Origin of the sequence: Streptomyces sp. NPDC097107 (genome assembly GCF_044762405.1) — a bacterium.
In the GTDB taxonomy this organism is placed as follows: Bacteria; Actinomycetota; Actinomycetes; order Streptomycetales; family Streptomycetaceae; genus Streptomyces; species Streptomyces thinghirensis.
Map to the genome: position 1 here is coordinate 164,230 of NZ_JBIWEF010000008.1, position 26,956 is coordinate 191,185.

Annotated in this window: 25 protein-coding genes and 2 tRNA genes; 10 read left to right on the forward strand and 17 right to left on the reverse strand. The window is 70.6% G+C overall.

Translation table 11 applies throughout. The features are described 5' to 3' along the window. Positions 1-25: 25 nt before the first annotated feature. From rsrA to ACIQ1J_RS20610, 4 genes are all read right to left on the reverse strand, one after another. A complete protein-coding gene (gene rsrA, locus ACIQ1J_RS20595) occupies positions 26-337 on the reverse strand; it encodes a mycothiol system anti-sigma-R factor (protein ID WP_053136860.1) in 312 nt (103 codons plus the stop codon). Continuing rightward, complete coding sequence (sigR, locus tag ACIQ1J_RS20600) at positions 334-1,017, reverse strand: RNA polymerase sigma factor SigR (RefSeq protein ID WP_003973756.1); 684 nt, start codon at positions 1,015-1,017, stop codon at positions 334-336. The genes rsrA and sigR overlap by 4 nt, the downstream gene beginning before the upstream one ends. A gap of 257 nt (positions 1,018-1,274) precedes the next feature. Continuing rightward, positions 1,275-1,913, reverse strand: coding sequence for an alpha/beta family hydrolase (locus ACIQ1J_RS20605; protein ID WP_403558499.1), 639 nt, complete (start codon positions 1,911-1,913; stop codon positions 1,275-1,277). Between the two features lies 1 nt (position 1,914). After that, positions 1,915-2,730: an SOS response-associated peptidase gene (locus ACIQ1J_RS20610; protein WP_403558501.1), complete on the reverse strand. Its 816-nt coding sequence runs from the start codon at positions 2,728-2,730 to the stop codon at positions 1,915-1,917. A 104-nt stretch (positions 2,731-2,834) separates the two neighbouring features. Between ACIQ1J_RS20610 and ACIQ1J_RS20615 the strand changes: the two genes are divergently transcribed. From ACIQ1J_RS20615 to ACIQ1J_RS20630, 4 genes are all read left to right on the forward strand, one after another. Further along, positions 2,835-3,557 carry a M50 family metallopeptidase gene (locus tag ACIQ1J_RS20615; RefSeq protein ID WP_403558503.1) on the forward strand — a complete coding sequence of 241 codons (723 nt, stop codon included), beginning with the start codon at positions 2,835-2,837 and terminating at the stop codon, positions 3,555-3,557. A gap of 138 nt (positions 3,558-3,695) precedes the next feature. Further along, complete coding sequence (gene aroA / locus ACIQ1J_RS20620) at positions 3,696-5,012, forward strand: 3-phosphoshikimate 1-carboxyvinyltransferase (protein WP_403558505.1); 1,317 nt, start codon at positions 3,696-3,698, stop codon at positions 5,010-5,012. A gap of 12 nt (positions 5,013-5,024) precedes the next feature. Next, positions 5,025-6,038: a ribosome small subunit-dependent GTPase A gene (rsgA, locus tag ACIQ1J_RS20625; protein ID WP_403558507.1), complete on the forward strand. Its 1,014-nt coding sequence runs from the start codon at positions 5,025-5,027 to the stop codon at positions 6,036-6,038. A gap of 148 nt (positions 6,039-6,186) precedes the next feature. Beyond that, positions 6,187-6,510, forward strand: a complete 324-nt coding sequence (locus tag ACIQ1J_RS20630; RefSeq protein WP_121749126.1) for a multidrug efflux SMR transporter — start codon at positions 6,187-6,189, stop codon at positions 6,508-6,510. Positions 6,511-6,521: 11 nt separating this feature from the next. On the opposite strand, the gene ACIQ1J_RS20635 is transcribed toward ACIQ1J_RS20630, so the two are convergent. Beyond that, the gene (locus ACIQ1J_RS20635; RefSeq protein ID WP_403558510.1) at positions 6,522-7,148 is read right to left on the reverse strand and encodes a TetR/AcrR family transcriptional regulator; all 627 of its coding nucleotides are present in this window, start codon (positions 7,146-7,148) and stop codon (positions 6,522-6,524) included. A 471-nt stretch (positions 7,149-7,619) separates the two neighbouring features. Between ACIQ1J_RS20635 and hisN the strand changes: the two genes are divergently transcribed. Continuing rightward, positions 7,620-8,420: a histidinol-phosphatase gene (hisN, locus tag ACIQ1J_RS20640; protein ID WP_403558512.1), complete on the forward strand. Its 801-nt coding sequence runs from the start codon at positions 7,620-7,622 to the stop codon at positions 8,418-8,420. Positions 8,421-8,562: 142 nt separating this feature from the next. Continuing rightward, positions 8,563-8,970, forward strand: coding sequence for a cyclic nucleotide-binding/CBS domain-containing protein (locus ACIQ1J_RS20645; RefSeq protein WP_210960557.1), 408 nt, complete (start codon positions 8,563-8,565; stop codon positions 8,968-8,970). A gap of 126 nt (positions 8,971-9,096) precedes the next feature. On the opposite strand, the gene ACIQ1J_RS20650 is transcribed toward ACIQ1J_RS20645, so the two are convergent. Further along, positions 9,097-10,548 carry a catalase gene (locus ACIQ1J_RS20650; RefSeq protein ID WP_403558514.1) on the reverse strand — a complete coding sequence of 484 codons (1,452 nt, stop codon included), beginning with the start codon at positions 10,546-10,548 and terminating at the stop codon, positions 9,097-9,099. A gap of 144 nt (positions 10,549-10,692) precedes the next feature. Between ACIQ1J_RS20650 and ACIQ1J_RS20655 the strand changes: the two genes are divergently transcribed. Next, entirely contained in the window at positions 10,693-11,109 is a 417-nt protein-coding gene (locus tag ACIQ1J_RS20655; protein WP_310871323.1) for a Fur family transcriptional regulator, read from the forward strand. Between the two features lie 113 nt (positions 11,110-11,222). Here ACIQ1J_RS20655 and ACIQ1J_RS20660 read toward each other — a convergent pair. The 4 genes from ACIQ1J_RS20660 to ACIQ1J_RS20675 form a co-directional block, all read right to left on the reverse strand. Continuing rightward, a tRNA-Met gene (locus tag ACIQ1J_RS20660) sits at positions 11,223-11,296 on the reverse strand. Positions 11,297-11,598: 302 nt separating this feature from the next. Continuing rightward, a complete protein-coding gene (locus ACIQ1J_RS20665) occupies positions 11,599-13,416 on the reverse strand; it encodes a tetratricopeptide repeat protein (RefSeq protein ID WP_403558516.1) in 1,818 nt (605 codons plus the stop codon). Positions 13,417-13,656: 240 nt separating this feature from the next. Continuing rightward, positions 13,657-13,730: transfer RNA gene (locus ACIQ1J_RS20670), tRNA-Met, on the reverse strand. A gap of 74 nt (positions 13,731-13,804) precedes the next feature. Beyond that, a complete protein-coding gene (locus ACIQ1J_RS20675; protein WP_403558828.1) occupies positions 13,805-16,789 on the reverse strand; it encodes a UPF0182 family protein in 2,985 nt (994 codons plus the stop codon). Positions 16,790-16,953: 164 nt separating this feature from the next. Here ACIQ1J_RS20675 and ACIQ1J_RS20680 point away from each other — a divergent pair, with 164 nt between their 5' ends. Next, entirely contained in the window at positions 16,954-17,496 is a 543-nt protein-coding gene (locus tag ACIQ1J_RS20680) for a PPA1309 family protein (protein WP_210960562.1), read from the forward strand. 31 nt (positions 17,497-17,527) lie between these two features. Here ACIQ1J_RS20680 and ACIQ1J_RS20685 read toward each other — a convergent pair whose 3' ends face one another. From ACIQ1J_RS20685 to ACIQ1J_RS20695, 3 genes are all read right to left on the reverse strand, one after another. After that, positions 17,528-18,622, reverse strand: coding sequence for a PDZ domain-containing protein (locus ACIQ1J_RS20685; protein ID WP_403558519.1), 1,095 nt, complete (start codon positions 18,620-18,622; stop codon positions 17,528-17,530). 356 nt (positions 18,623-18,978) lie between these two features. Then, the gene (locus tag ACIQ1J_RS20690; RefSeq protein ID WP_403558521.1) at positions 18,979-19,440 is read right to left on the reverse strand and encodes a molybdenum cofactor biosynthesis protein MoaE; all 462 of its coding nucleotides are present in this window, start codon (positions 19,438-19,440) and stop codon (positions 18,979-18,981) included. Positions 19,441-19,580: 140 nt separating this feature from the next. Next, positions 19,581-20,702 (reverse strand): SDR family oxidoreductase, encoded by a 1,122-nt coding sequence (locus tag ACIQ1J_RS20695; RefSeq protein ID WP_210960565.1) that lies wholly within the window; start codon positions 20,700-20,702, stop codon positions 19,581-19,583. A gap of 192 nt (positions 20,703-20,894) precedes the next feature. On the opposite strand from ACIQ1J_RS20695, the gene ACIQ1J_RS20700 reads away from it, so the two are divergent. Then, positions 20,895-22,358, forward strand: coding sequence for a zinc-dependent metalloprotease (locus ACIQ1J_RS20700; RefSeq protein ID WP_403558523.1), 1,464 nt, complete (start codon positions 20,895-20,897; stop codon positions 22,356-22,358). Further along, complete coding sequence (locus ACIQ1J_RS20705; RefSeq protein ID WP_403558525.1) at positions 22,355-22,870, forward strand: NUDIX hydrolase; 516 nt, start codon at positions 22,355-22,357, stop codon at positions 22,868-22,870. The genes ACIQ1J_RS20700 and ACIQ1J_RS20705 overlap by 4 nt, the downstream gene beginning before the upstream one ends. Positions 22,871-22,935: 65 nt before the next feature. On the opposite strand, the gene ACIQ1J_RS20710 is transcribed toward ACIQ1J_RS20705, so the two are convergent. The 4 genes from ACIQ1J_RS20710 to ACIQ1J_RS20725 form a co-directional block, all read right to left on the reverse strand. Continuing rightward, a complete protein-coding gene (locus tag ACIQ1J_RS20710) occupies positions 22,936-23,691 on the reverse strand; it encodes an AIM24 family protein (RefSeq protein WP_210960568.1) in 756 nt (251 codons plus the stop codon). A 16-nt stretch (positions 23,692-23,707) separates the two neighbouring features. After that, on the reverse strand, positions 23,708-24,388 hold the full coding sequence (locus tag ACIQ1J_RS20715) for an AIM24 family protein (RefSeq protein WP_403558528.1): 681 nt from the start codon (positions 24,386-24,388) through the stop codon (positions 23,708-23,710). Between the two features lie 13 nt (positions 24,389-24,401). Next, entirely contained in the window at positions 24,402-26,099 is a 1,698-nt protein-coding gene (locus tag ACIQ1J_RS20720) for a TerD family protein (protein WP_403558530.1), read from the reverse strand. A gap of 148 nt (positions 26,100-26,247) precedes the next feature. Further along, a complete protein-coding gene (locus ACIQ1J_RS20725; protein ID WP_210960571.1) occupies positions 26,248-26,844 on the reverse strand; it encodes a M48 family metallopeptidase in 597 nt (198 codons plus the stop codon). Positions 26,845-26,956 lie beyond the last annotated feature (112 nt).

Below are 26,956 nucleotides of genomic sequence, written 5' to 3' on the forward strand. Positions count from 1 at the left end.
CCCGGCCGGGACCGGGTCAGAAGACTCAGGACTCCTGCGGAGCCGGCGGCGCGGCCGTGACGTCGTGCTCGGGCACGGACTGCCCGGAGCGGATCAGGTCGATCCGGCCCATGACCTTGGAACGCAGGTCACCCGGCACGTCGTCCTGTCCGCAGCACCGCTTCACCAGCTTCTTGACGGCCTGCTCCAGTCCGTACTTCTCCAGGCAGGGCGAGCACTCCTCGAAGTGGTGCTCGAACTTCACGCAGTCCGAGTCCGGCATCTCTTTGTCGAGGAACTCGTAGAGATGATCGAGGATTTCGCTGCAATCCGTCTCGTGCGGCTCTCCGCAGCTCATGACCCCGAGCCTTTCGCTTCGTTCGACTCTCCGGCGCCGGCCGGGACCAGGCCGCGGTCGCGGGCGTAGTCCTCCAGCATGCCGCGCAGCTGACGGCGTCCACGGTGCAGCCGGGACATCACCGTACCGATGGGTGTCCCCATGATGTCGGCGATCTCCTTGTAGGCAAAGCCCTCCACATCCGCCAGATACACGGCGATGCGGAACTCCTCGGGGATCGCCTGGAGCGCCTGCTTCACGTCCGAGTCGGGCAGGTGGTCGAGCGCCTGCGACTCGGCGGAGCGCAGACCGGTCGACATGTGCGACTCGGCGCGCGCGAGCTGCCAGTCCTCGATCTCCTCGGCCGCGCTGCGCTGGGGTTCGCGCTGCTTCTTGCGGTACGAGTTGATGAAGGTGTTGGTGAGGATGCGGTACAGCCACGCCTTGAGATTGGTGCCCTCGCGGAACTGGTGGAAGGACGCGTACGCCTTGGCGTAGGTCTCCTGCACCAGGTCCTCGGCATCGGCCGGATTACGCGTCATGCGCAGCGCGGCCGAGTACATCTGGTCGAGGAACTCGAGCGCGTCCCGCTCGAAGCGCGCGCTGCGCTCCGCGGTCGACTCCGCACCCGTGCCCCGGCCCTCGGGCTGCTCCGCCTGGCCGTGTTCGGTCCCTGCGTCGGTCCCAGTGACCGGACCCACCTCCTCCAGTGTTGTCGTGAAACCGAGACCGGTCCCACTCGAATCGGAGGATAGACGACGATCCGGTCCGCCCGCCGCCCGAACAGGGGCGGTCTTGGCGGCGTGCAGCACGGTCCAGTCCAGGTCGGCACGGCTGCTGCGACTCGGGCAGAAGGCTGAACCCATGCGGCGGACTTCCTCTCCTACGGCGTCGGTGCTGATTCACAGCAACGTATGTCCGCCACAACAGTGGGCGCACGCCGGTCATTCCCGGGCGTTCACCCGAGTGAGCCGACCCACTTCGCGACACCCTCGGTGATCAGCTCCAGGGCCTGTTCCTGCGTGGTCTCCGCCCGCTTGGGCACGGCGAAGCCGTGGTCGCCGTGCGGGACCTCGATCAGGTCGTACGCCCCTTCGGGGAACTCCCGGGGCCTGCCGAACGGGTCGTTGCCGCCCTGTACGACGAGGGTGGGCACGCCGGTCCCGAGCAACTCGTCGGCGCGGGACTTCTCCGGCTTGCCGGGTGGGTGCAGCGGGAAGCCGAGGGCGAGGACGGCGTGGGCGCCCAGTTCGGTGGCGGTACGGCAGGCGACCCGGGCACCGGCGCTCCGGCCGCCCGAGATCACCGGCAGCCCCGGCGCGGCGAGCGCGGGCCAGATGCCCCGCCAGCCGACGTCCAGCGTCTTCGGCGCGGGCGCCAGCTTCTTGCCGGCCACCCGCCACGGCTGCTCGACGAGGGCGACGCTCACATCGTGCGCGGGCAGTGCGGCCGCCAGCGCCCGCAGGTCACGCGCCTCGATGCCGCCGCCGGCGCCGTGGCCGACGGCGAGGACGAGGCGGGGCTTCCGTGCCGGGTGCCAGGTGATGCGGGCGGGGCCCGCTTCGGTGTCGATGCTCTCGGTGGTGTCGCTGGTCACATCAGAAGAGTGTGCCCTCTTCCGGAGCCTCGAGCTCCTTGAGCAGCTCCGGTCCGTTGTTGCGGACGCTGCTCACGGCCGTGGAGACGGGGAACGCCCGCATCAGTCCGGCGGGCGGCGGCGCCAGCAACGAGGTCAGCTCGTCGGGGTCGGTGCGCGCCGGGTCGAGCCAGTCGTCCCATCGGTCCGGGGTCAGCATCAGCGGCATCCGCGGGTGGATCTCGGCCAGGGCGTGCGGGCCGTCGGCCGGGGCGACGGCGAGCGGCGAGGTCTCCGCCTCGGTGGTGATCACCGAGCAGGTGACCCACCAGGACCGCGGGTGGTCGTCCGGCAGCGTCTTGTCCCGCCAGAACTCGTACAGCCCCGCCATGGCGAACACGGACCCGTCGGCCGGGCTCACGAAGTAGGGCTGCTTGCGCGGCCGCTTCCTGCGCCCCTCGACCTCCAGGTCGCGCTCCTGCTGGCCGGTGACCCACTCGTAGTAGCCGTCGGCGGGCAGGATGCAGCGCCGGGTGGTGAACGCACGACGGAAGGACGGCTTCTCGTGGACGGTCTCCGCGCGCGCGTTGATCATCCGGGCGCCGCCCTCGGGCGTCTTGGACCAGGAAGGGACGAGGCCCCACTTGAGCTTGCGCAGCTGGCGAACCGGCCTCGGATCCTCGACGTCTTTCAGAGGACGGTCCAGGACGGCGTAGACCTCCTTCGTGGGAGCCACGTTGTAGTCGGGCTCCAGAGTCTCCTCCGGCTCCCACTTCTCGATCTCGAAGATTCCCGCGAGATCCTCGGGTCGACGACTCGCCGCATACCGTCCGCACATACGTGCCACACTGCCAGGCCCACCCCTCTCCCGACCACCACCCCTCAACGAGGTGCTGCGCACCGCACACGCCAGTCCGCTCATACGAGGAGCCCTCACCGAACATGGACCACCTCGCTACGGCCTCGCTCACCTCCCTCTGGGACGAGGTCTCCGGCGCCCAGCCCGATCCCGACCTGTGGGTGGTGATCGCGACCCTGGTCGCCGCGCTCGCCGTCGTCGTGCCGCCCGGGCTGTGGCGGATGGCGCGCAACGCCATCACCATCGCCCACGAGGGCGGCCACGGACTCGTGGCCCTGCTCACCGGGCGCACGCTGACCGGCATCACGCTGCACTCGGACACCAGCGGCCTGACGGTCAGCCGCGGCAAGCCGCACGGGCTCGGGATGATCCTGACCGCGGTCTCCGGCTACACCGCTCCCCCGCTGCTCGGCCTCGGCGGCGCCGCGCTGCTCGCCGCGGGGCGCATCACCCTGCTGCTGTGGCTGGCGACGGCACTGCTCGTCGCCCTGCTGGTGATGGTCCGCAACGCGTACGGGGTACTGACGGTGGTGCTCACCGGCGCCACGTTCGTCCTGGTGTCCTGGCTGGCCGGGCCGCAGGTGCAGGCGGCGTTCGCGTACGCGGTGGTGTGGTTCCTGCTGCTCGGCGGGGTGCGGCCGGCGTTCGAACTGCAGGCGAAGCGGGCACGGGGCGGCGCCGGGGACTCGGACGCGGACCAGCTGGCCCGCCTGACCCACGCGCCGGCGGGGGTGTGGTTCTTCCTGTTCCACGCGGTGTCGCTGTGCTCGCTGATCGGCGGGGGGCGCTGGCTGCTGGAGCTGTGAGCCGGGGCGCGTCCGGCCCCACGCTCCCGCATATATGCAGGGCAATTGCACAGTCGAATTGCACTGTCACGCTTTCGGTCAGGTTTCGCCGCTTTTGATCAAGATCTCCGTTCGTCCTCAGCCATTAAAGTGGGGCCCATGACCGTGAACCCCACGCACACCGCCCTCTGGCCCGCCCCGCACGCGAGCGGGGCCGTCGACGCGACCGTCCACGTGCCCGGTTCCAAGTCGGTCACCAACCGCGCCCTGGTGCTGGCCGCGCTCGCCTCCGAGCCCGGCTGGCTGCGCCGTCCGCTGCGCTCCCGCGACACCCTGCTGATGGCCGGGGCGCTGCGCGCGATGGGCGTCGAGATCGAGGAGGGCGTCGGTCCGGACGGCACCGGTGAGTTCTGGCGGGTCATCCCGGCCGGCCTGCGCGGCCCGGCCACGGTCGACGTCGGCAACGCCGGCACGGTCATGCGCTTCCTCCCGCCGGTCGCCACGCTCGCCGACGGCGCCATCCGCTTCGACGGCGACCCGCGTTCGTACGAGCGCCCGCTGCACGGCGTGATCGACGCGCTGCGCGTCCTGGGTGCCCGCATCGACGACGACGCGCGCGGCACGCTGCCGATGACCGTGCACGGCGGCGGCGCCCTGGAGGGCGGCCCGGTCGAGATCGACGCGTCGTCGTCCTCGCAGTTCGTCAGCGCCCTGCTGCTGTCCGGCCCGCGCTTCAACCAGGGTGTCGAGGTCCGCCACACCGGTTCCGCGCTGCCGTCCATGCCGCACATCCGCATGACGGTCGACATGCTGCGCTCGGTCGGCGCCCAGGTCGACACCCCTGAGTCCGGCGGCGAGCCGAACGTCTGGCGGGTCACGCCGGGCGCGCTGCTCGGCCGCGACCTGACGATCGAGCCGGACCTGTCCAACGCCCAGCCGTTCCTGGCAGCGGCGCTGGTCACCGGCGGGAAGGTCGTGGTCCCCGACTGGCCGTCCCGCACCACCCAGCCCGGCGACCGGCTCCGCGAGATCTTCACCGAGATGGGCGGTTCCTGCGAACTGACCGACTACGGGCTCGTCTTCACCGGATCGGGTGCCGTGCACGGCATCGACGTCGACCTCGGCGAGGTCGGCGAGCTGACCCCGGGCATCGCCGCCGTCGCCGCCCTCGCGGACACCCCGTCCACGCTGCGCGGGGTCGCGCACCTGCGCCTGCACGAGACGGACCGCCTGGCCGCGCTCACCAAGGAGATCAACGAACTCGGCGGCGACGTCACCGAGACCGCCGACGGCCTGCACATCCGCCCGCGCCGGCTGCACGGCGGGGTCTTCCACACCTACGAGGACCACCGCATGGCCACCGCCGGCGCGATCATCGGCCTCGCGGTGGAGGGGGTGCAGATCGAGAACGTCGCGACGACCGCGAAGACCCTGCCCGAATTCCCCGACCTGTGGACCGGGATGCTCGGGGCGTAGGGACGGTTCGCCATGCGCCGCTACGGCAAGCACACCGACGAGGACGACATCCGCTCCCGCCCCAACCGCAAGGGCAACCGGCCGCGCACCCACACCCGGCCCAAACACGAGGACGCCGCCGAGGGCCTGGTCCTCACCGTGGACCGAGGCCGGCTGACCTGCCTCGTCGAGGACCGGGTCGTGATGGCGATGAAGGCCCGCGAACTGGGCCGCAAGGCGGCGATCGTCGGTGACCGGGTGGCGCTGGTCGGTGACATGTCCGGCAAGAAGGACACCCTCGCCCGCATCGTCCGCATCGAGGAGCGCACCTCCGTCCTGCGCCGCACGGCGGACGACGACGACCCCTACGAGCGGGTGGTCGTCGCCAACGCCGACCAGCTCGCCATCGTCACCGCCCTCGCCGACCCCGAGCCGCGTCCCCGCCTGATCGACCGCTGCCTGGTCGCGGCGTTCGACGGCGGCCTCACCCCGCTGCTGGTCATGACCAAGTCGGACCTCGCGCCGCCCGACGAACTCCTCGAGCTGTACGGGGCGTTGGACATCCCCTACGTCGTCACCAGCCGCGAGGGCCTGGAGAACGGCGCCGCAGCCGACCTCGTACGGGAACATCTGGACGGCAAGATCACGGCCTTCGTCGGGCACTCCGGCGTCGGCAAGACGACGCTCGTGAACACGCTGGTGCCCGAGGAGCGCCGTCGCGTGACGGGCCACGTCAACGCGGTGACGGGCCGCGGCCGGCACACGACGACCTCGGCGCTCGCCCTGCCGCTGTCCTCCGAGGCGGGCGGCTGGGTCGTCGACACCCCGGGCGTACGGTCGTTCGGTCTGGCGCACATCGACCCGTCGCGGGTGATCAACGCCTTCCCCGACCTGGTGCCCGGCACGGAGGGCTGCCCGCGCGCGTGCGGTCACGACGAGCCCGACTGCGCTCTGGACACGTGGGTCGCCGAGGGACACGCGGATCCGGCGCGGCTGTACTCGCTGCGCCGGCTGCTGTCGACGCGGGAGCGGAAGGAAGGCGACTGACCTTCGCGTTGTTTGCCGTGCCGTGGTACCGGTGAGTGCATAATCGCACCAAGCCGGATCCAGGCCTGAGCAAAGCCGGACGAAGCGACCATACGAAGAAGACCAGGCGACGCAGCGGTCACGGTACGGGACTACGGGAGGACAAGACATGGCGTGGCTGCTGGTCATAGTGGCCGGGGTGCTCGAAACCGGCTTCGCCGTCTGCCTGAAGCTGTCGCACGGCTTCACTCGCCTCTGGCCCACCATTGCCTTCTGCGTCTTCGCGCTGGGCAGTTTCGGCCTGCTGACCCTCGCCCTGAAGAAGCTCGACGTCGGTCCGGCGTACGCGGTGTGGACCGGCATCGGCGCGGCGGGCACCGCCATCTACGGCATGGTCTTCCTCGGCGATCTGGTGTCGACCCTGAAGATCGTCTCGATCAGCTTCGTCATCATCGGCGTGATCGGGCTCCAGTTGTCGGGCTCGGCGCACTGACGCGTTCGCCGCTAGGCCGTCAAACGGCCTGGCAGGGCGGTGCGTACGAGCTCCGCCACCCCGCCCTCGACGGGCGGCGCCGCGACGCAGGACAGGGCGAGACGCACGGCCAGTTCGCAGGAGCGGGCCAGCTCGGTGGTGTTCGGCTTCGGGACCGGGCCGGCGCCGTTCAGGGCCGCCACGGCACGGTCGCGTACGAGGGCGACGAAGTCCCCGGGCGAAGGCAGTGGACCGTCGGCCCAGCGCTGGGCCGGCACCGCGGAGGAGGACGGCACCGCCGTCGGGGACGGGGCGGGCAGCCGCTCGCTCCAGCAGCCGGTGAGCATGGCCCGTACCAGCGCGTTCTCGCGGGCGGCGGACGTGGTCCACTCCGCGGCGGCGGTGAGCCGTTCACGAAGGTCGACGGCACCGCCCAGACCACCGGCGAGCGCACGCTCGACGCCGGCCAGATACCCGTCCGCCTCCCTGCGGACGAGTGCCCTGGCGAGGCCCTCCTTGCTCCCGAACTCGTTGTACAGGGTCTGCCGGGACACCCCGGCCGCCGCCGCCACGTCCACCATCCGCACAGCGGACCACGGCCGACGCGTCAGTGCCGTGTAGGCGGCGTCGAGCAGGGACTCCCGGGCTGCAGGCACCATCGCCTCCTCGGGCCGAGCGACTTGGTGCCCAGATTTGACGGGTATGGGGGCACTGTCAAGAGCCCTCGCACGGGCAGCCGCTTCCCCCGACGCAGCTGCGGGCAGCCGCTGCCCGGCTCAGCTGCGGGCAGTCGCTTCCCGGCTCAGCTGCGGGCAGTCGTGCCGCTGGGGCGGCACGGGTGGGCGCAGCGGCACCCCGCGACGCCGGGCAGCGCACCGGCCCCCGCCCAGGCCCGACAGACCCGCACCCCGTCAACACCGGGCCGCGCACCCGCCTCCGCCCAGCGTCGGCAGACCCGCACCCCGCCACGCCGGACCACGCACCCACCTCCGCCCCCCAACCGGACAGACCCGCACCCCGCCAACACCGGGCCGCACGCCCGCCCGTCGCCACCACCCGCCCCCGGATCCCACTCCGCCCCGCCAAACCCCTGGTAGCCCCGCCCCGCCCCCGACAGATACCGTGACCGCATGCCCGACTACCTTGACGACCTCCGCCTCGCCCACGTCCTCGCGGACGCCGCCGACGCCGCGACGATGGAACGCTTCAAGGCACTCGATCTGAAGGTCGAGACCAAGCCGGACATGACCCCGGTGAGCGAGGCGGACAAGGCCGCCGAGGAACTCATCCGCGGCCACCTCGCCCGCGCCCGCCCCCGCGACGCGGTCCTCGGCGAGGAGTACGGCGTCGAGGGCACCGGCCCCCGCCGCTGGATCATCGACCCGATCGACGGCACCAAGAACTACGTGCGCGGCGTCCCCGTCTGGGCCACCCTCATCTCCCTCATGGAGGCGGGCGAGGGCGGCTACCAGCCGGTCGTCGGCCTCGCCTCCGCCCCGGCCCTCGGCCGCCGCTGGTGGGCGGTGAAGGACCACGGCGCCTTCACCGGCCGCAGCCTGACCTCGGCCTCCCGGCTCCAGGTCTCCCAGGTCTCCGCCCTCTCCGACGCCTCCTTCGCCTACTCCTCGCTCGGCGGCTGGGAGGAGCAGGGCCGGCTCGACGGTTTCCTCGACCTGACCCGCGAGGTGTGGCGCACGCGCGCGTACGGCGACTTCTGGCCGTACATGATGGTCGCCGAGGGCTCGGTCGACATCTGCGCCGAACCCGAGCTCTCTCTCTGGGATATGGCCGCCCCCGCGATCATCGTCACGGAGGCAGGCGGCACCTTCACCGGCCTCGACGGCCGCGACGGTCCGAACAGCGGCAACGCGGCGGCGTCGAACGGGCGGCTCCACGACGAGCTTCTCGGGTATCTCAACCAGCGCTACTGAGCGCCTGCCTGACGCCCCCTACGCGCTCCCGCCCGCCCTCTTGTTGACCCGTGCTTTACCTGCCACTCTGAGAGTCCCCCACTTGTGAATTTGTGAATCCATGAACTAACTCATGGATCACCGGCAGGAGGTGGCTCCACCCATGCTCGTCCGCGAAGCCATGAGTACGGTAGTCCTCACCATCGGCCCCGCCCACACGCTCCGCCAGGCCGCCGCACTGATGTCCGCGCGCCGCGTCGGCGCGGCCGTGGTGTACGACCCCGACGCCGGCGGCATCGGCATCCTCACCGAACGCGACGTCCTCGTCTCCGTCGGCATGGGCCAGGACCCGGACACCGAACGCGCCCACGCCCACACCACCACCGACGTCGTGTTCGCCGCGCCCTCCTGGACCGTGGAGGAGGCGGCCGGGGCGATGGCGCACGGCGGCTTCCGCCACCTCATCGTCCTCGACCGCGGCGAGCCCGCGGGCATCGTCTCGGTCCGCGACATCATCCGCTGCTGGGCCCCGGAACGCTCGCGACCCGAGGCGCCGGCGGTGATCGCCTGACGACAGCTCGCCGGCGGCGCGGCCGGGGGCACCCCCGGACACACTCCGGCTGACACGACGAACGGGCCGGACCCCCGTACCCGGGGATCCGGCCCGCCGCTACGACAAGCGGTCCAGTGCTGGACGTCAGCCGCGCAGGGCCTGGACCGCGGCCTCCAGCCGCTTGCCGAAGTCACCGTCGGCCTGACGGAAGTTGTTGACCGCGCGCTCGATGATGTCGTCGCGCGAGACGTCGGAGAGGGCGCCGGCCATGTTGTTGATCAGCCGCTCCTTCTCCTCGTCCGTCATCAGCCGGTAGAGGTTGCCCGCCTGGACGAAGTCGTTGTCCTCGGCGTGCGACGGAGTCGCGGTCTCGCCGGTGACGCCGGAGACAGTGACCGGCTGCCACAGGGGCTTGTCCGTCTGGAAGGGGCCGCCGAAGCTGTTCGGCTCGTAGTTCTTCGCACCCTTGTGGCGGCCGTCGTACAGGTAGCCGTCACGGGAGTTGGTGCGCGCCTCGGTGGCGTGCGGACGGTTCACCGGCAGGTGGTCGGCGTTGATGCCGACGCGGTAGCGGTGGGCGTCGCCGTAGCCGAACAGGCGGCCCTGGAGCATCTTGTCCGGGGACGGGCCGATGCCGGGCACGAAGTGCGCCGGGGAGAAGATCGACTGCTCGACCTCGGCGAAGATGTTCTCCGGGTTGCGGTTGAGCTCCAGCTTGCCGAACCAGACGATCGGGTAGTCCGCGTGCGGCCACACCTTGGTCAGGTCGAACGGGTTGAAGCGGTACGTCGCGGCCTCGGCGACGGGCATGATCTGCACGCCGACGGTCCAGGACGGGAAGTCGCCGCGCTCGATCGCCTGACGCAGGTCGCGCTGGTGGGAGTCGGGGTCCGCACCGGCGAGCTTGTCGGCCTCGGCCTGCGTGAGGCACTTGATGCCCTGGTCGGTCTTGAAGTGGTACTTGACCCAGAAGGCCTCGCCGGCCTCGTTGTTCCACTGGAAGGTGTGCGAGCCGAAGCCGTCCATGTGGCGGTACGACGCCGGGATGCCGCGGTCACCGAACAGCCAGGTCACCTGGTGGGTCGACTCCGGCGACAGGCTCCAGAAGTCCCAGACGTTGTCCATCTCCGTCGAGCCCGTGTAGGGGTCGCGCTTCTGGGTGTGGATGAAGTCCGGGAACTTGATGGCGTCCCTGATGAAGAACACCGGGGTGTTGTTGCCGACGAGGTCGTAGTTGCCCTCTTCGGTGTAGAACTTCAGCGCGAAGCCGCGCGGGTCACGGACGGCGTCCGCCGCGCCCAGGTTGCCGGCCACGGTGGAGAAGCGGAGGAAGGTCTCCGTCTCCTTGCCGACCTCGGACAGGAACTTCGCCCGGGTGTACTTGGTGACATCGGCGGTGACCGTGAAGGTGCCGTAGGCACCGGCGCCACGGGCGTGCACGACACGCTCCGGGATGCGCTCACGGTTGAAGTGGGCCAGCTTCTCCAGCAGGAGCTGGTCCTGGACGAGCACGGGGCCGCCGATGCCCGCGGTCTCACTGTTCTGGTTGTCGGCTACCGGAGCCCCGGCCTCCGTAGTGAGCGGTCCCTGAGTCACTTACGCCTCCTGCGCCAATCCTGCAAAACCTGTCCCTTGGCTAATGCCGTTACCGATCCTACAATGGACAATGTCTAAGTCAAGTAAGACTCCAAAGTCACACACGTTCGGGACCTGGTCCCCCTTGCTGTTAGGCTGGTGTGCATGAGTGACCTACTGGAACGGCTGCGTGGACGCGGCTGGCGCATGACCGCGCAACGGCGCGTCGTGGCCGAGGTCCTCGACGGCGAACACGTCCACCTGACGGCCGACGAGGTGCACGCCAGGGCTGTGGGCAAGCTCCCGGAGATCTCCCGGGCGACCGTCTACAACACCCTGGGCGAGCTCGTATCGCTCGGTGAGGTGCTGGAAGTCGCGACGGACAAGCGCGCCAAGCGCTACGACCCGAACGCGCACCAGCCGCACCACCACCTGGTCTGCGCCCAGTGCGGCGCGATCCGCGACGTCCACCCGATCGGCAACCCGCTGGCCGACCTCCCCGACTCGGAGCGCTTCGGCTTCACCGTCTCGGACGTCGAGGTGACGTACCGCGGCACCTGCCCGAACTGCGCGGCGGCGTAAGCCCCCTCCCCTCGCACGAGAGCCCCGGCACCGACAGGCGCCGGGGCTCTTTCGCGTGGGTGCCAACGCACCGAGGGCCGGAACCCTTTCGGATTCCGGCCCTCGGCCTTCAGTAGCGGGGACAGGATTTGAACCTGCGACCTCTGGGTTATGAGCCCAGCGAGCTACCGAGCTGCTCCACCCCGCGTCGATGAATGGAACATTACGTCAACCCCACGACCAGAAGCAAATCGCTTCCACCACACCTGCGGGCGGGCGGTCGCGCCGCGACACGGCCGTAGCCGCAGGTAGTCCCACCGCGACACCCTCGCAGCCGCGGACAGTCGTGCCGCAACACCGCCGCCGCCGCGGGCAGTCGTGCCGCTGGGGCGGCACGGGTGGGCGCAGCGGCACCCGGGCAGCGCCGGACCACCCGACCCGCCCCGCCCCGCCCCGCCCAGAAAAACGCCGGCGCCCCCAAAGCACCCCGGCCCAGCGCAGCGGCACGCGTCACGCCGACAACTCCTGCCGCAACGCGTCCCGCAGCCGAGCCGCCCGCTCTCCCACCTCCGCCGGACCCAGCGACACCGCCCGGTCCGCCCACCGCTGTCCCTCGGCCAGTTCCCCGCGCCGCGCGCAGACCAGCGCCAGCCGCAGCGCCGCCCGTCCGTGCCCGGCGTCCGCCGCCCGGCGCCACCACACGACGGCCTCCGGCTCGCTCCCCTCCCGGGCCAGCAGCAGCCCGAGGTTGAACGCGCCGTTGCGGGACCCGGCCTCGGCCGCCTCCCGGTACCAACGCGCCGCCTCCACCACGTCACCGCGAGCCGCGGCCAGCATCCCGACCCGCACCTGGGCCCGCCGGTGCCCCTGGGAGGCCGCCCGCTCGTACCACTCCTCGCACTCGGACTTCTCCTGTGCCGTCTCCCCCAGCTCGTGTGCTGGCGCGGGCGGCCGGCGTGCGTCGAGCAGCGCCGCCAGCCGGTACGCGGCCTCCGCGCTGCCGCCCCCCGCCGCGCACCGCAGGAACCGCTCGGCCTCGCGCTCGTCGCCGCCCTGCAGGCGCGCCATCCCGACCTGCAGGGCCGCCTCGGTGTGCCCGGCGGCGGCGGCCCGCTCGTACCAGCGCAGTGCCGCCCGGTCCTCGCTCCGTCCGGCGTGCAGGATCCCGAGGTTGAAGGCGGCGTCGACGCTGCCCGCCTCGGCGGCCTTGGAGAACCACGGCTCGGCGCCGGTCTCGTCCCCGCCGCGCAGCACCAGGATGGCCAGCGCGTTGGAGGCCTCCCGGTGTCCGGCGTACGCGGCCCGCCGGTACCACTGCTCGGCCTGCGTGGTGCGCCCCTGCTCGGCGCAGAGGAGCCCGAGGTTGTACGCCCCGTTGTCGTCCCCGGCGTCCATCGCGGCCCGGTACCAGCGTTCGGCGGTCTGGGTCTCGCCGCGCTCGGCGTGCAGCGCGCCCAGCGCGTTGGCGGCGTTGCCGTCTCCGTCCTGAGCGGCCCGCAGCCACCACACGGCGGCGCTCTCGCTGTCCCCGGCGTCCCGCAGAAGGAAGCCGAGCGCGCAGGCGGCGCGGGCCTCGCCGTCCTTGGCGGAGGTCAGGTACCAGCGACCGGCCTCCTTGAGCTCGCCCCGCGCCTCCAGGATCGTTCCGAGGTGCAGTGCGGCCCGCCGGTGGCCGCGCGCGGCGGCCTGCCGGTACCACTGCTCGGCCTCCCTGGCCGCGGCGGCCGTTGCCCCGTCGTCACCGGCCCGGCCCTGCCCGGCTCGCCGGTCCAGCGCCCGGGCCAGCCGGTACGCGGCCTCCCGGTGCCCGCGGTCGGCCGCGGCCCGCATCCACCGCTCGGCGCCGGCGTCGTCACCGCGGTGCTCCAGCAGGTCGGCGAGCGCGTAGGCGCCCAGCACATGGCCCTGCTCGGCCGACTGGCACAGCCAGTACTCGGCGGCGGGCTCGTCCCCGCGCTCGCGGAAGTGCCGCCCCAGCGCGTGGGCGGCCGCGGCGGACCCGGCGACGGCGGCGATCCGCCACCATCCGGCGGCCTCGTCGGCGTATCCGCGCTGGTGCAGCAGGACGCCCAGGTTGTTGGCGGCGGCCCGGTCACCGGCCGCGGTGGCGGCACGCAGATGGGATTCGGCTCCGTCGAAGTCGCCGCGGCGCAGCAGCATCGCCCCGAGGACGCTCATCGCCTCCACCTCGCCGGCCTCGACGGCGAGCCGCAGGCGCACTTCCTCGGCGGCCTCGTCGGCGGCCTCCTGGGCCTCGTCCGCGGCTTCCTCCTGACCGGACGGCTGCGCAAAACGCCCTGTCCCGAACAGATTTGCCATGTCCCCCATAACGTCCATCGTCGCACCACCTGCAACCTGGGTACATCCGGTATACCGCAGCCAGTGAGGTCACTTCAGCGTTTTGTCGACATGCCCACAGGGAGACAAGTCAAACACAGATCGCCCCAACTCCCCTTGACGGCGCGGCCGTAGCTCTCACCGGTACATGCGTTCGCACATCACAAAGGCCCGGATTCCTTTTCGGAATCCGGGCCTTCATGGCCGTTCGCACGTAGCTCACGACTTCAGTAGCGGGGACAGGATTTGAACCTGCGACCTCTGGGTTATGAGCCCAGCGAGCTACCGAGCTGCTCCACCCCGCGCCGTTGTGTTCACAACCCTAGCACGGCGCGGGATGGGCTTTGACCAGCTCTAACGCTCAGCTCGTAGCAACGGGTCAGCCACTGCCCTGGCCCGAGCCGGAATCTCCGGTGGGGTCCGGGCTCGGGCTGGCCTTGCCGTCCTCGCCCTTGTCCCCGTTCTTGTCGTCCCCGTTCTTTCCACCGCTCTCGTCGGTCCTGGCCTGCGCGTCCTCGGCGCGCTGCAGTGCCTCCTCCAGATCCTTCTGCGCCTCCGCGTACGCGGCGAGGTCCTTCTGTTCCAGCGCCTTCTGGCCGGCGTCGAAGGCCTTCTGCGCGTCGCTGAGCGCTTCCCGGACCGTCGGGTTGGTGGAGGTCGGCGGTGGCTCGGTGGTGTCCTCGCCCTCGTCCGGTGGTGGCTGGGTCGAGCCTTCCTCCGCCTCCCCGAAGACCTTGGCGAGGGCCTCGTCGAGCGTGTTCTCGAAGGCGGTGTTGCCCCCGTAGCTCACCAGGACCTTGCGCAACAGCGGGTATTTGAGGTCGCCACCGCGCACATAGACCGGCTCGACGTACAACAGGCCTCCGTCGAGCGGCACCGTCAGCAGGTTGCCGTACTCGACCTCGGAGTCGCCGCCTCTCAGCAGCCTGATGGTCTCGGCGATGTCCTGCTCGGAGTTCAACTGGCTCTGGACCTGCTTCGGTCCGTTGACGGTCGTACTGGTCGGCAGTTTCAGGATCCTGATCTTGCCGTAGCCCTCTGTCCCGGCCTCGGCGTCGACCGCCATGAACGCACTGAGGTTGTCACGTCCGTTGGGCGTGAACGTCGTCGTGAGCGAGAACGCCTGTTGCTTCTGATCGGGCATCTTCATGCTCAGGTAGTACGGCGGTACCGCGTCGCCCGACTTGTTGGTCGGGTCGTCCGGCACCTGCCACACCTCGCTGCCGCTGAGGAACGTGTTGGCGTCCTTCACGTGGTAGCGGGTGAGCAGCTCGCGCTGGACCTTGAACAGGTCCTGCGGATAGCGCAGATGCGCCATCAGCGTGTCGGAGATCTCGCTCTTGTCCTGCACCGTGTTCGGGAACGCCTTCATCCAGGTCTTGAGGACCGGGTCCTCGGTGTCCCACTGGTAGAGCTTGACGTCACCGCTGTACGCGTCGACGGTCGCCTTCACGGAGTTGCGGATGTAGTTGACCTGGTTCTGCTGGGCCACCACCGCGCGCTGGTTGTTGGCCGCGGTCAGCGAGTCCGCGGTCGTGTCACCGAGCGTCGTACGCGAGGCGTACGGATATCCGTTCGTCGTCGTGTACGCGTCGACGATCCACTGGATGCGGCCGTCCACCACCGCTGGATAGGCGTCGCCGTCGATGGTCAGCCACGGGGCGACCGCCTCGACGCGCTCCTTGGGTGTGCGGTTGTACAGGACCCGCGAGCCCTCGCCGATCGCACCGGAGTAGAGGATCTGCGGCTCGCTGAACGCTGCCGCGTACGCCGCCCGGTTGATCGGGTTGGACAGATCCACCCCGCCGTCGCCCTTGTAGCTGAACGTCTTCTCGCCGTTGTCGTCGGAGTAGTCGATCTCCTTCTGGGGACCGCCGACGATCGAGTACGTGGTGGTCTTCTCGCCGTAGTAGACCCGCTGCTCGTACGTGCCGAGATCGCCCTTGGACGGCAGGTCGGACTCGGTGAAGACCGGACGGCCCTCGGAGTCGACCTCGGTGCCCTTGGCCGCGACCACTCCGTAGCCGTGGGTGTAGCGGAAGTGGTTGTTGATCCAGTTCTTCTTCGGGATGCCGGCCAGGTTCAGCTCACGCAGACCGATGACCGTGTCCTGGTCCTTGCCGTCCTTGCTGTATCGGTCGACGTCCAGGTTGTTCGGGAACGCGTAGTAGTTCCTCATCTGCTGGAGTTGCTGGAACGTCGGCGAGATGACGTTCGGGTCCATGATCCGGATGGACGCGGCGGCGTCCACGTCGTCACGGAGCTTGGTCTGGTCCTTGGTCTGGCTCACGCCCGGGTACTCGGCGACCTGGGTGCCTGCGATGCCGTAGGCGTCGCGCGTCGCCTTGAGGTTCTTCTCGACGTACGGCGCCTCCTTGGCCTGCTCGTTCGGCTGGACCTGGAACTTCTGGACGAGCGCCGGATACAGACCGCCGATGAGGATCGCGGAGAGCACCATCAGACCGAAGCCGGTCACGGGCAGTTGCCAGGTGCGCCGCCAGATGGTGGCGAAGAACAGCAGCGCGCAGATGACGGCGATGCAGAACAGGATCGTCTTGGCCGGCAGGTAGGCGTTGGCGTCGACGTACCTCAGACCGGTCCAGCTGTCGGTCGCCTTGAAGTCGCTGGACTTCACCGCCAACCCGTACCGGTCGAGCCAGTAGGCGACCGCCTTGAGGGCGACGAAGACCCCGATGAGCACCGACAGGTGCCCGGTGGCCGCCGCCGTGGCGCGCGCGCCCGGGCTGGTGACACGGAGCCCGCCGTACAGGTAATGGGTGATCGCGGCGGCGATCACGGAGATGATCACGGCGGCGAAGCCGAAGCCGAGCAGGAAGCGGTACCAGGGCAGGTCGAAGGCGTAGAAGGAGACGTCCAGCTTGAACTGGGGATCCTTCTGCCCGAAGGGCACGCCGTTGACCCACATCAGCCAGGTCCGCCACTGACCGGACGCCGAGGCGCCGGCGATCAGGCCGACCAGGGCCGTGATGCCGAGCAGCAGCCACCTCTTGTACGGGGCGATGCCCATCCGGTACCGGTCGAGGTTCTGCTGCTCCATCGACATGGCGCTCAGCGGCGGCCGCAGCCGGTGGGCCAGCCAGATGTTGAACCCGACGGCGAGTGCCATCAGCAGACCGAAGACGAAGAAAAGTCCGATCTTGGTCCACAGGGTCGTCTTGAACACCGACGAGTAGTGGACCGACCTATACCACAGCCAATCCGTCCAGAATCCCGCAAACATGGTGAACGCCATGGCGAGCACGGCAAGGACACCGAGTGTCATCAGCAAGGTTCGGACACGCCGGGACGGGCGGCCCACTCTGATCCGCGGCCCCGTCGGGGGACCTCCGCCGCGGTCCGGCATCTGGAAAGCCAAGGTGCGCACCTCGAAGTTCGCTGTTGATCCGTCAGGCCCTCGGGTTCGTGGGCCCCCCGTGCGCCCCCGTGATCGTGGGCCCACACCTATGCAACTTACTCATCGTTTACTCGGTTCCCGATTCGGGCCAGTAACGAGGCAGGATTGTGACTATGTCCAACACCCCCATGGCAGCGAGCCCCCTCACCCGGGCCGTACTCGAGATCGACGAGTACGTCTCCGGCCTCGGCTGGGACCAGCCCGCACGCCTCTTTGCACTTGTCGACACCGCACGGCTGAAGGCCGATCAGCCCTCGCTCGCGGACCGGCTCGGTCTGCGGGACGAGCCGGAGAGCTCCGGCCTGACCCCGATCGAGCAGGATGAAATTCCAACGGACCAGCCGCTCGACGAGTTCCTGGGCACCATCGCCTGGCCCGACGCGGTGGTCGGCTGCGCGCTCGCGGTGGAACGACTGATGCTGCCCCCGTCCGCCGAGGCGCAGGTCCCCGATGGCCTGACCGAGACGAAACTGGCGCAGTGGGTGGCGGAGCACCCCGACCGCCAGGAGGTCCGCATGACGGTCGCGGTCCTGCGCGACGGTGCCCGCGACTCGGCCCTGCGCCTGCGGGAGAAGGACGCGGCCACGGAGGTCCTCACGGGCTCCGACCTGGTGCCGGGGCTGGCCCAGGCCCTGACGGCGACCTTCGAGGAGTAGCCCGAGGGGCTCTACGCGGCTGCTCGGTCCGTCATCCGGTCGGGCACTTCGGCAGGTCGGCGGTCTTCCCGGAGCGGATGTCCTTCAGTGCGCCGAGGGCGTCGTCGATGGTGTCCACCTTCACGAGGGTGAGCCCGTCGGGGATGTCCTCGGCGGCGGCCTCGCAGTTGTCGGCGGGCGTCAGGAAGTACCGGGCGCCCTTGTCGCGAGCGCCGATGGTCTTCATTCCGATGCCGCCGATCGGGCCGACCTTGCCGTTGTCGTCGACCGTCCCGGTGCCGGCGACGAACTTGCCGCCGGTCAGGTCGCCCGGGGTGAGCTTGTCGTAGATGCCGAGGGCGAACATCAGGCCGGCGCTCGGGCCGCCGACGTCGGCCAGCTTGATGTCGATGGAGAACGGGAAGGTGTGATCGGTCCCCGCGGAGATCCCAACGATGGCGCGCTTCTCGCCGGCGTCGTCGGAGGTCGCGGTGGTGATCTTGACCTGCTGCGTCTCGGTCGGTGTCCGGCCCTCCTTCTCCGCGGCGGCCTGCTCCTTGGCGGGCACGATCGTGAAGACGACGTCCTGTCCGGGTTTGCGCTCGGTCACCAGCTCGGCGACATCGGCGGGCTTCTTGACGGTCGTACCGTCCACCGCTTTGATCACGTCTCCGGCGTGCAGCCGGCCCTCGGCCGGGGAGTCCTTGACGACCGTGGAGACGACCACCCAGGACTTCACCGGGATGTCGAGTGCCTTCAGGGCTGCGACCTTGGCGCTCTCCTGGGACTGGCTGAACTCCTCGGCGTTCTCCTGCGTGGCCTCTTCCTCGGTCTTGCCGTCCGGGTAGAGGGTCTCGTGCGGCACCACGCGGTTGTCGTGCGCCAGCCAGCCGTAGACCGCCTCCACGAGGTTCATCTTGTACTCGGCGCTGGTGACCCGGACGGTGGTCATGTTCAGGTGGCCGCTCGCCTCATAGGTCTTGTGCCCGTCGATCTGCAGCACCGGCTCGCCGTCGTGGTCCCCAAGGGTGTTCACCGTCGGCCCCGGGGACATCTCCGAGTACGGCACGGGGATGAACACACCCGCGCACAGGAGCGCGATCAGCATCAGGGTGGAGGCGAGCATCGTCGCGGTGCGGCGTGGCATGGCACGACAGTACGGGACAGAGCTGTCAGAACACCGTCAGGGCTGGGCCGTCCGGTCAGGCCCCGGTTCGGGGCCTCTCCATGGCCTCGCGGAAGCGGGCGTACCCGTCCAGCTCGGGCCCGTCGCTCCGTGCCTTACGAGTCCGATTGGCCCAACTGCCCCACAGACCCGCGCCGACAGCCGCCACAAGCGGAATCAGCAACCAGGCAAGCGCTGCCATGCCGACCTCCCAACCCCATGAGCGTCCGCGACTGACTGATCAGCAGATTAACCATCCGCAGTGACAACGCTCACGCCGGGGGGTCGGTTACGCAACCGGAGCTACGCGTGGTCACGCAAGGGTGTTCGCGACGCCTTCAGCAGGCGCCCACCCATTCCTCGGTCCCGTCGGAGAAGGTCTGGTGCTTCCAGATCGGCACTTCGTGCTTCAGGTCGTCGATCAGCTTCCGGCAGGCGTCGAAGGCCTCGCCCCGGTGCGGGCAGGACACGGCGACGACCACGGCGAGATCCCCGACCTCCAGGTCACCCACACGGTGTACCGCCGCGAGCGCCCGTACGGGGTACTCCGCGACGACCTTCTCGGCGATCCGCCGCATCTCGGCCTCGGCGCTGGGATGGCAGGAGTACCCGAGCCGGTCGACGTCGGTCCCGTCGTCGTGGTTGCGCACCGTCCCCACGAACAGCGCGGTCCCGCCGGCCGCGTCGTCCCCGACGGCCCGGAAGACCTCGTCCACGGACAGGGGCGTCTCCCGGATGCCGATCAGCCTGACGGGGTCCGGCGCGGCCAGCTCACCGGGGTGGTCGTTGGTGGTTGCCATACGCCCATCGTGCCCCACGGCACGGACGGCGCGGAATAGCGCTATCACCCGGCACGCGCGCGTAGCGCTTTGGAGCCTCCTACAGGGACCCGTGGCGGTCGGTACGGCGCAGGAGTCCCGGTGCCGCCACGGCGCCCGCGTCAGATCCTGCGCCGCGCCTTGCGGGCCCGGCGCACCACAGCGGCCGCGCCCAGCAGCGCCACCGTCGCGCCCGCGGCTCCCGCCGCCGTCGCGTCCTTGCGGCCGAGGCGCCGCCCGGCGACCGTGTGCCGCCCGGAGACCTCCTCCAGCAGCTCCGCGAGCACCTCCTCGTTGGTGTACTTCGGCCGCCATCCGGCGTCGTGCAGCCGGCTGCCGCTCACCACCCAGGGGTACATCGTGTACGCCAGGTCCCCGGCCGGGGACGGCGTCAGCCCGATTCGGTGCAGCCGGGCCGCCGCGCCGAGCGCGACCGCCGACGGCAGCTCCATCCGCCGGATCCCGCTGAGCTCCTCGACCTCCTCCTGCTCCAGCCACCCGTCGCAGCCGACGGCCAGTTCCCCCTCGGCCTTCTCCAGAACGGCGTACTCCAGGGCGCTGCACAGATCGTCGACGTGACAGAACTGCCAGGCCGGCCGCGACCCGGCCACGACCAGTAGCCGGGGCGACTCGAAGTACCTGGTCAGCGCGGTGTCCATGCCTCCGATCAGCACCGCGGGCCGGACGACGGTCACGTTGAGTCCGGGGTGCGCGCGGGGCGCGCGCCGGGCGAGCCGTTCGATCTCCAGCAGGTCCCCGACCCCCGTGGCCTCGGCCGTGGCGCGCAGCTCGGCGTCCTCGGACAGCGGCAGCTCGTTCTCCGGAAGGGCGCCGTAGACCATCGCGGAGGTACAGAGCACGACGCGGTGCACGCCGGCCGCCGCGGCGGCGGTCAGAACGGTCTGCGTCCCCCGGACGTTGTAAGCCGTCCGGGCGGCCGCGTCGGTCTCCAGATCGAGGTCGAGCGCCAGGTGCACCACGACGTCCGCACCACGCAGTTTCTCGGCGATGGCCGGGTCCCGCACGTCCAGGATCTGCCACTGCGCCGCGGCGCACTCACCGCGCCGTTCGTCGATGGCCACGACCTGTCTGACCTCGTCGGACGCGGCGAGCCGCTCGGTGAGCAGCGCCCCTACGCCGGACGCGGCACCGGTGACCGCGACGACGGGTCCGCGCGCGCCTGAACGGGCGGAACTGGTTGACTGGTTTCGCGCTGCGCGAACCTGCGGATCTGGGGAACTCACCGGGCGTCTCCAGCGGTTGTCTTCAGTACGGGCGCGAGCGACGCGTACGTACCAGGTGGCATCCATCCTGCCGCAGGCCGTCAGTCGGCGAAGCACCGAGGCCCGAACCGCCCCGGGTGTCTACGCTGGGTGGTGAAGTCGGGCAGCCGTGCCGCCGGAAAGAACCGGCGGCCCTACCAGCCGAGGAACCCCGTGAGTGACACCCCATTCGGATTCGGCCTTCCGCCGGAGGAGCCGGACGACGGCGACGAAGGCAAGAAGAAGGACCAGCAGGGCGGCGGTGGTCAGGGACCGGCCAACCCGTTCGGATTCGGGACGCCCGGAGCCGGAGGCTTCGGCGGCCCCGGTGCGGACAACCCGTTCGCTGCCATGTTCGGTTCCATGAACCCCAACGACCTGGGCGCCGCGTTCCAGCAGCTGGGCCAGATGCTCTCCTACGAGGGCGGGCCGGTGAACTGGGACATGGCCAAGCAGATCGCCCGCCAGACGGTCTCCCAGGGCACGCCGGACGGCACGAAGGACGCCAGCGTCGGCCCCGCCGAGCGCAATGCCGTCCAGGAGGCCGTCCGCCTGGCCGACCTGTGGCTGGACGACGCGACCGCCCTGCCCTCCGGCGCGGGCACGGCCGTGGCCTGGAGCCGCGCGGAGTGGGTCGAGGCGACCCTGCCCGCCTGGCGGGAGCTGGTCGACCCGGTCGCCGAGCGCGTCGGCACCGCCATGGGCGACGTGCTGCCCGAGGAGATGCAGGCCATGGCCGGCCCGCTGATCGGCATGATGCGGTCCATGGGCGGAGCCATGTTCGGCACGCAGATCGGACAGGCCGTCGGCGTGCTCGCCGGCGAGGTCGTCGGCTCGACCGACGTGGGCCTGCCGCTCGGCCCGGCCGGCAAGGCCGCGCTGCTCCCGGTGAACATCGAGGCGTTCGGCAAGGACCTCGGCGTGTCGCAGGAGGAGGTGCGGCTGTACCTCGCCCTGCGCGAGGCCGCCCACCAGCGCCTCTTCGCGCACGTGCCGTGGCTGCGCGCGCACCTGTTCGGCGCGGTCGACGGCTATGCCCGCGGGATCAAGGTCGACACGGCCAAGCTGGAGGACGTGGTCGGCCAGTTCGACCCGCAGAATCCCGAGCAGCTGCAGGAGGCTCTCCAGCAGGGCATGTTCCAGCCGGAGGACACCCCGGAGCAGAAGGCGGCCCTGGCCCGTCTGGAGACGGCTCTGGCGCTCGTCGAGGGCTGGGTGGACGCGGTGGTGCACGCCGCCGCGAAGCCGCGCCTGTCCTCCGCCGACGCGTTGCGCGAGACGCTGCGCCGCCGTCGCGCCTCGGGCGGACCGGCGGAGCAGACCTTCGCCACGCTGATCGGCCTGGAGCTGCGCCCGCGCCGCCTGCGCGACGCCTCCCGTCTGTGGGCGTCCCTGACGGACGCGCGCGGTGTCGACGGCCGGGACGGCCTGTGGGCCCACCCGGACATGCTGCCGACCGCGATCGACCTGGACGACCCGGACGGTTTTGTCCACCGCGAGCAGCTGGACTTCTCCGAGCTGGACAAGATGCTCGGCGAGGCGGCCGGCAAGCCCGACCTGAAGAAGAAGGACGAGAAGGACGAGAAGGACGAGAAGGGCCGGGACGACGCCGACGGCAAGGGCGAAGGCACCGAGTGAGCCTCCATGACGACGCGGTCCTGGTCCTGAAGGCGTACGAGGGCCAGGACGAGCTGCGCCAGGTCTACCTGGACCACCTCGCGAGTCACCCGGACGGCATGTGGAAGGCCTGCCCGGACGGGCACATCACGGCGAGCGCCCTGGTGATCGACCCGTCGCGCGGGCGGGTCCTGCTGACCCTCCACAAGAAGATGCGGATGTGGTTGCAGATGGGCGGCCACTGCGAGCCGGTCGACGAGACGCTGGCGAAGGCTGCCCTGCGCGAGGGGACCGAGGAGTCCGGCATCACCGGTCTGGCCCTGGTCCCCGGCGGCCCGGTGCGGCTGGACCGCCACCACACGCCCTGCGCCTGGCACCTGGACGTCCAGTACGCGGCGGTGGCTCCGGAAGGGGCCGTGGAGGCGATCAGTGACGAGTCCCTCGACCTGCGCTGGTTCCCGTACGCCGAGGTCGCGGACGTGGCAGACGAGTCGGTCGTACGCCTGCTGGAGGCCGCCCTCGCCCGCCTCTGAACCGGGTAAGGGGTGACCGCCCTCGCGATCACCCCTTACACGCCGTGCGACACGGCGCCGCGCGCTCAGCTCCAGACGTTGCCCTGGTTCTGGCCGCGGGCGCCCTGCTGGCCCATGCCGTACTGCGCGGCGATCCCCTGCCCGAGCTGGGCGTTCTGCGGCGGCAGCAACTCGCTGGGCTGGACGAGCGCGAAGCCGCTGCCCATGAAGCTGAGCTCCCAGCCCTCACCGGTGCTGCCGCGGCGCCGCCACACTCCGGAGGAGTGCGTCTGGGCCTGCATCTGCACGCGCAGACCCGTGGACCAGGCGACGATCGCGTCGGCGTCGCAGTTGACGTACTTGTCGGGCGTCACCTGCATCAGCAGCGGGGCACCCGAGGTCATCAGGGCGACCCTGCCCCGGCCGGTGATGTTGAGCTGGTACTTCCCCGAGCCGGAGATGCCGTACAGGCTGTCGACCGCGATGACCTCGTGGTGCAGGGACGAGTCCATCGCCAGCACGTAGCTGCTGTCGACGGTGAGGCCCTCCTGGTCGACCTCCATCACGTGGATGCACTGGGCGAGGTTGGCGAAGAAGACCGTGCCCTGCCCGTGGCAGCGCATCAGGTCCAGGCCCTCACCGGTGTGCGCTCGCGCGCGTGACTGGTTGTTGCTCTGGTACTCGGCGTCGAACTCGACGAGTCCCTGGTAGGCGACCATCGTGCCCTTGCGGGCGAGCACGTCGTCGTGGCCCTCCAGGGCGACGCGCAGCATGTGCTTGTTCTGCAGGCTCCAGGCTTCCTGGGTCTGCTGGTCGTTGTAGGCGAAAAGCGGGCTCTGCATGATGTTCTGGCTCCCCCTAGCCCCGGGCCCGGAGGCGGTCGGTGCTGTCCTCGCTGGGCTGGACGACGACGATGCCCTGACCGGAGAAGGCCATCTGGTAGGCCTCGCCGCTGCCGCGGCCGATCAGCGACTGCGCCTTGAAGCTGCGCTTGCCCTTCACCTTGAGGTTCGGGGACCAGGCGACGAGCGCGTCCGGGTCGACGTACGTTTCGTCCTCGCCACCGCCGCAGTCGACCACGATCGGCTTGCCCCGGGAGGTGAGCGCGACCCAGCCCTGACCGGAGATCCTGGTGTTCCACAGACCCTGTCCGGCGAACTTCGCCAGGCCCTTGACCCGCTCCACGCCCCACGTGAGCTGTGCGTCGAAGGCGAGCAGGTTGGTGGCGTTGACGGAGATGCCGTCGCCGTTGAGGTTGATGACGACGACGTTCGCACCGTAGTCGGCGAGGTAGAGCAGCCCGTCGCCGGAGCACTTCATCAGGGGGGCGCCCTCGCCCGTCATCCAGTCCTTCGCGATCTGGCGGACGGCAGGCGGATTGGGCTCGTACTGCACGAAGCCCTCGTAGGCGACCATCGAGCCCACGCGCGCGAGGAGGTCGTTCCCGGTCTGCATGGCGACCTTCAGCATGTGGTTGCCGTGGTTCTCCATGCGTGCGGTGACCGGTGCGGGGGCGTAGCCCGCGAGCGGCTGGTTCATGTCGGGCTCTCCCTCAGATCTCGTACGGCTGGACGATGACGAAGTTGCCGGGCGCCGCCCGGAACTGCAGGTTGACGCTCTCCCCCGTGTCGCCCGCGTAGGAGTTCCGGCGCATCCGCACCTGGCTGGAGACGACCACCTGGGCGGCTGCCGACCAGGCGACGACGGCGTTGCAGTCGGCGAACGTGGTGGGCGTGACCGGCAGCACCACGGGCACGCCGTGCGTCTTGACGACGATCGTGCCGGTGCCCTGGAACTGCATCGTGAACAGCGCGCCCCCGGGTATGCCGTGTCCCTCGATGCGGCGGACCTCGTACTGAAGGCTCTCGTCGAAGGCGAGGACGTTCTCCGCGGAGACGCAGACGGCGTCGCCCTGGAGCTCGATGGGGTGCAGCATCGCGGAGTTGTCGGCGAGGAACACCTGTCCCTTGCCGGTGCAGCGCATGAGCTGCATCTCCTGGCCGGTGGCGTTGCCCACGACCCGGCCGGCGAACCCGGCACCCTTGTAGCTGAAATCGACCTTGCCCTGGTAGAGCACCATGCTGCCCTGCCGGGCCAGCACGGGGTGGCCTTCCGCGCCGAGGTCGACGCGGACCAGCTTCTTGTTCTGCTGGGTCCAGCGCTGCCCGGTCGCCGTCTCCTTGAACTGCTGGAGCGCGGCCATCACCCCGGCGCCATGCGGCGCGCCCTGGGGCATGCCCTGCGGGGCCTGAGGCATGCCCTGCGGGGCCTGCTGGCCGTAGCCGGGGGGCGGAGCGGGCTGGCCGTAACCGGGAGGCGGAGCCGGGGCCTGGGGGGCCTGCGGCTGGCCGTAACCGGGAGGCGGCGGGGCACTCTGGCCGGGGACCTGACCGTACGGCGGCTGCTGCTGCCCGGGCTGGCCCGGCCGGCCGTACGGCGCGGGCGCCGGGGCAGGGGGCGGCACCGCGGAACCGCCGGGCGGCGTGTTCATGGGCGCGACGATGGTCTGCGCGGCGTGCACGTCGGGCCCGGGAGCCGGAGCGGGGGCCGCGGGCGGCGTGGCGCCGGGCGGAGGGGCGAAGCCCTGCGGCGCGGGCTGCGCGGGAGCAGGGGCCGGGGCGTGGGCGGGCGCGCCGAACGCCGGCGGCGCCGAGGCCTGGGCGGGCGGAGCGAAGCCCGGGGCGGCGCCGGCCTGCGGCTGCTGCGGCTCGGGCGCCTCCTCCTCGGCCACCTCGCCGCCGAAGTTCCTCAGCAGCGCGTCCAGCCCGCCGTCGAAGCCCTGTCCGACGGCGGCGAAACGCCACACGTCCTTCAGATAGAAGTCGCCCAGCATCACGGCGCGCTCGGTGGAGAACTCCGAGCCGCTGAACGGATACCGGGCCACCTCCTCGCCGCCCGCGACGATCCGGATGTATCCGGGGCCGACCTGCGACATCTGTCCGGCGCCGTCGATCGTCGCCGTGAAGGACAGCTTCTGTACCTGTGGCGGGATCCTGTCGAGGGTGACCCGGAAGGACTCCGTGTCACCCGCCTGCGCACCCAGGAGCTGGATGGACTCCTCGGGGGTCTTCGGTTGATTGAAGAATACGAAGAACCGGTCGTCCGACAGCCGCTCGTCGGCGTCAAGACCGAAGCAGCTGATGTCGAAGCTCAGTCCGGGGCCGGAGATCTGCACGCCTACGTACAGATCCGTGCCCGCGGTGAGGTCACTGATCCTGGCCTTGTGGCCGCGTTGGAATTCCCTGGCCATGCGTTACGACCGTCCCCCATCCGAATGCGAGTGCGTCGCGCCAGGCTAACGGCAACCCGGGACACGGGAGGAAGTCGGTACCGAGCCGGTACAGAACCCGTGCGCGGCCGTGTCGAACGCCCCGCCGGAGCACTCTCGAGGGGGCACGCTATTCGCTGCGAGCGCCGGGTACGTGCGGCAGCCGGTCGGCGGCGACCACGCCCTCCAGGTAGCCGCGGGCCCGCTCGGTCCTCGGATACGCCTCCAGCAGCCGCCAGAACCGTGGCCCGTGCCCGGGGACGAGCAGGTGCGCCAGTTCGTGGAGAAGGACGTAGTCGACGACGTACTCGGGCATGCCCTGGAGACGGTGCGACAGCCGGATGCTTCCCTCGGACGGGGTGCAGGAGCCCCAGCGCGTGTTCTGGTTGGTGACCCAGCGGACCGAGGTGGGCCGGGCCCGGCCGTCGAAGTACTGACCCGACAGGCGCTCCGCGCGCTCGGCCAGCTCAGTGTCGCCGAGGACCCGCTTGCTCTCCTGGGCGGCCAGCTTGTCCAGCATGACGCTCACCCAGCGTTGCTCCTCCGCTTCGGACATCCGGGCGGGGATCAGCACGACGGTGCGGTCGCCCTCGCGGTACGCGGAGACCGTCCGGCGTCGCCGGGTGCTCCTGCGGACCTCGATCGCGCTCGCCCCCGAGCCGTTCGGCGGCGGATTCGTCGGTGTGCGCTGGGGCGCCCCGGCGCGGTGCAGTGGGTCGGCGGACACGCCACGACGTTACCCGCTGCACACGGGGAAGTCCCGGCTCCGCGATGGTTCGGTGCCGATCCGCCACCCGCCTTGAGGTGGACGGCTGATTTGTACGACGAATACCCCTCGC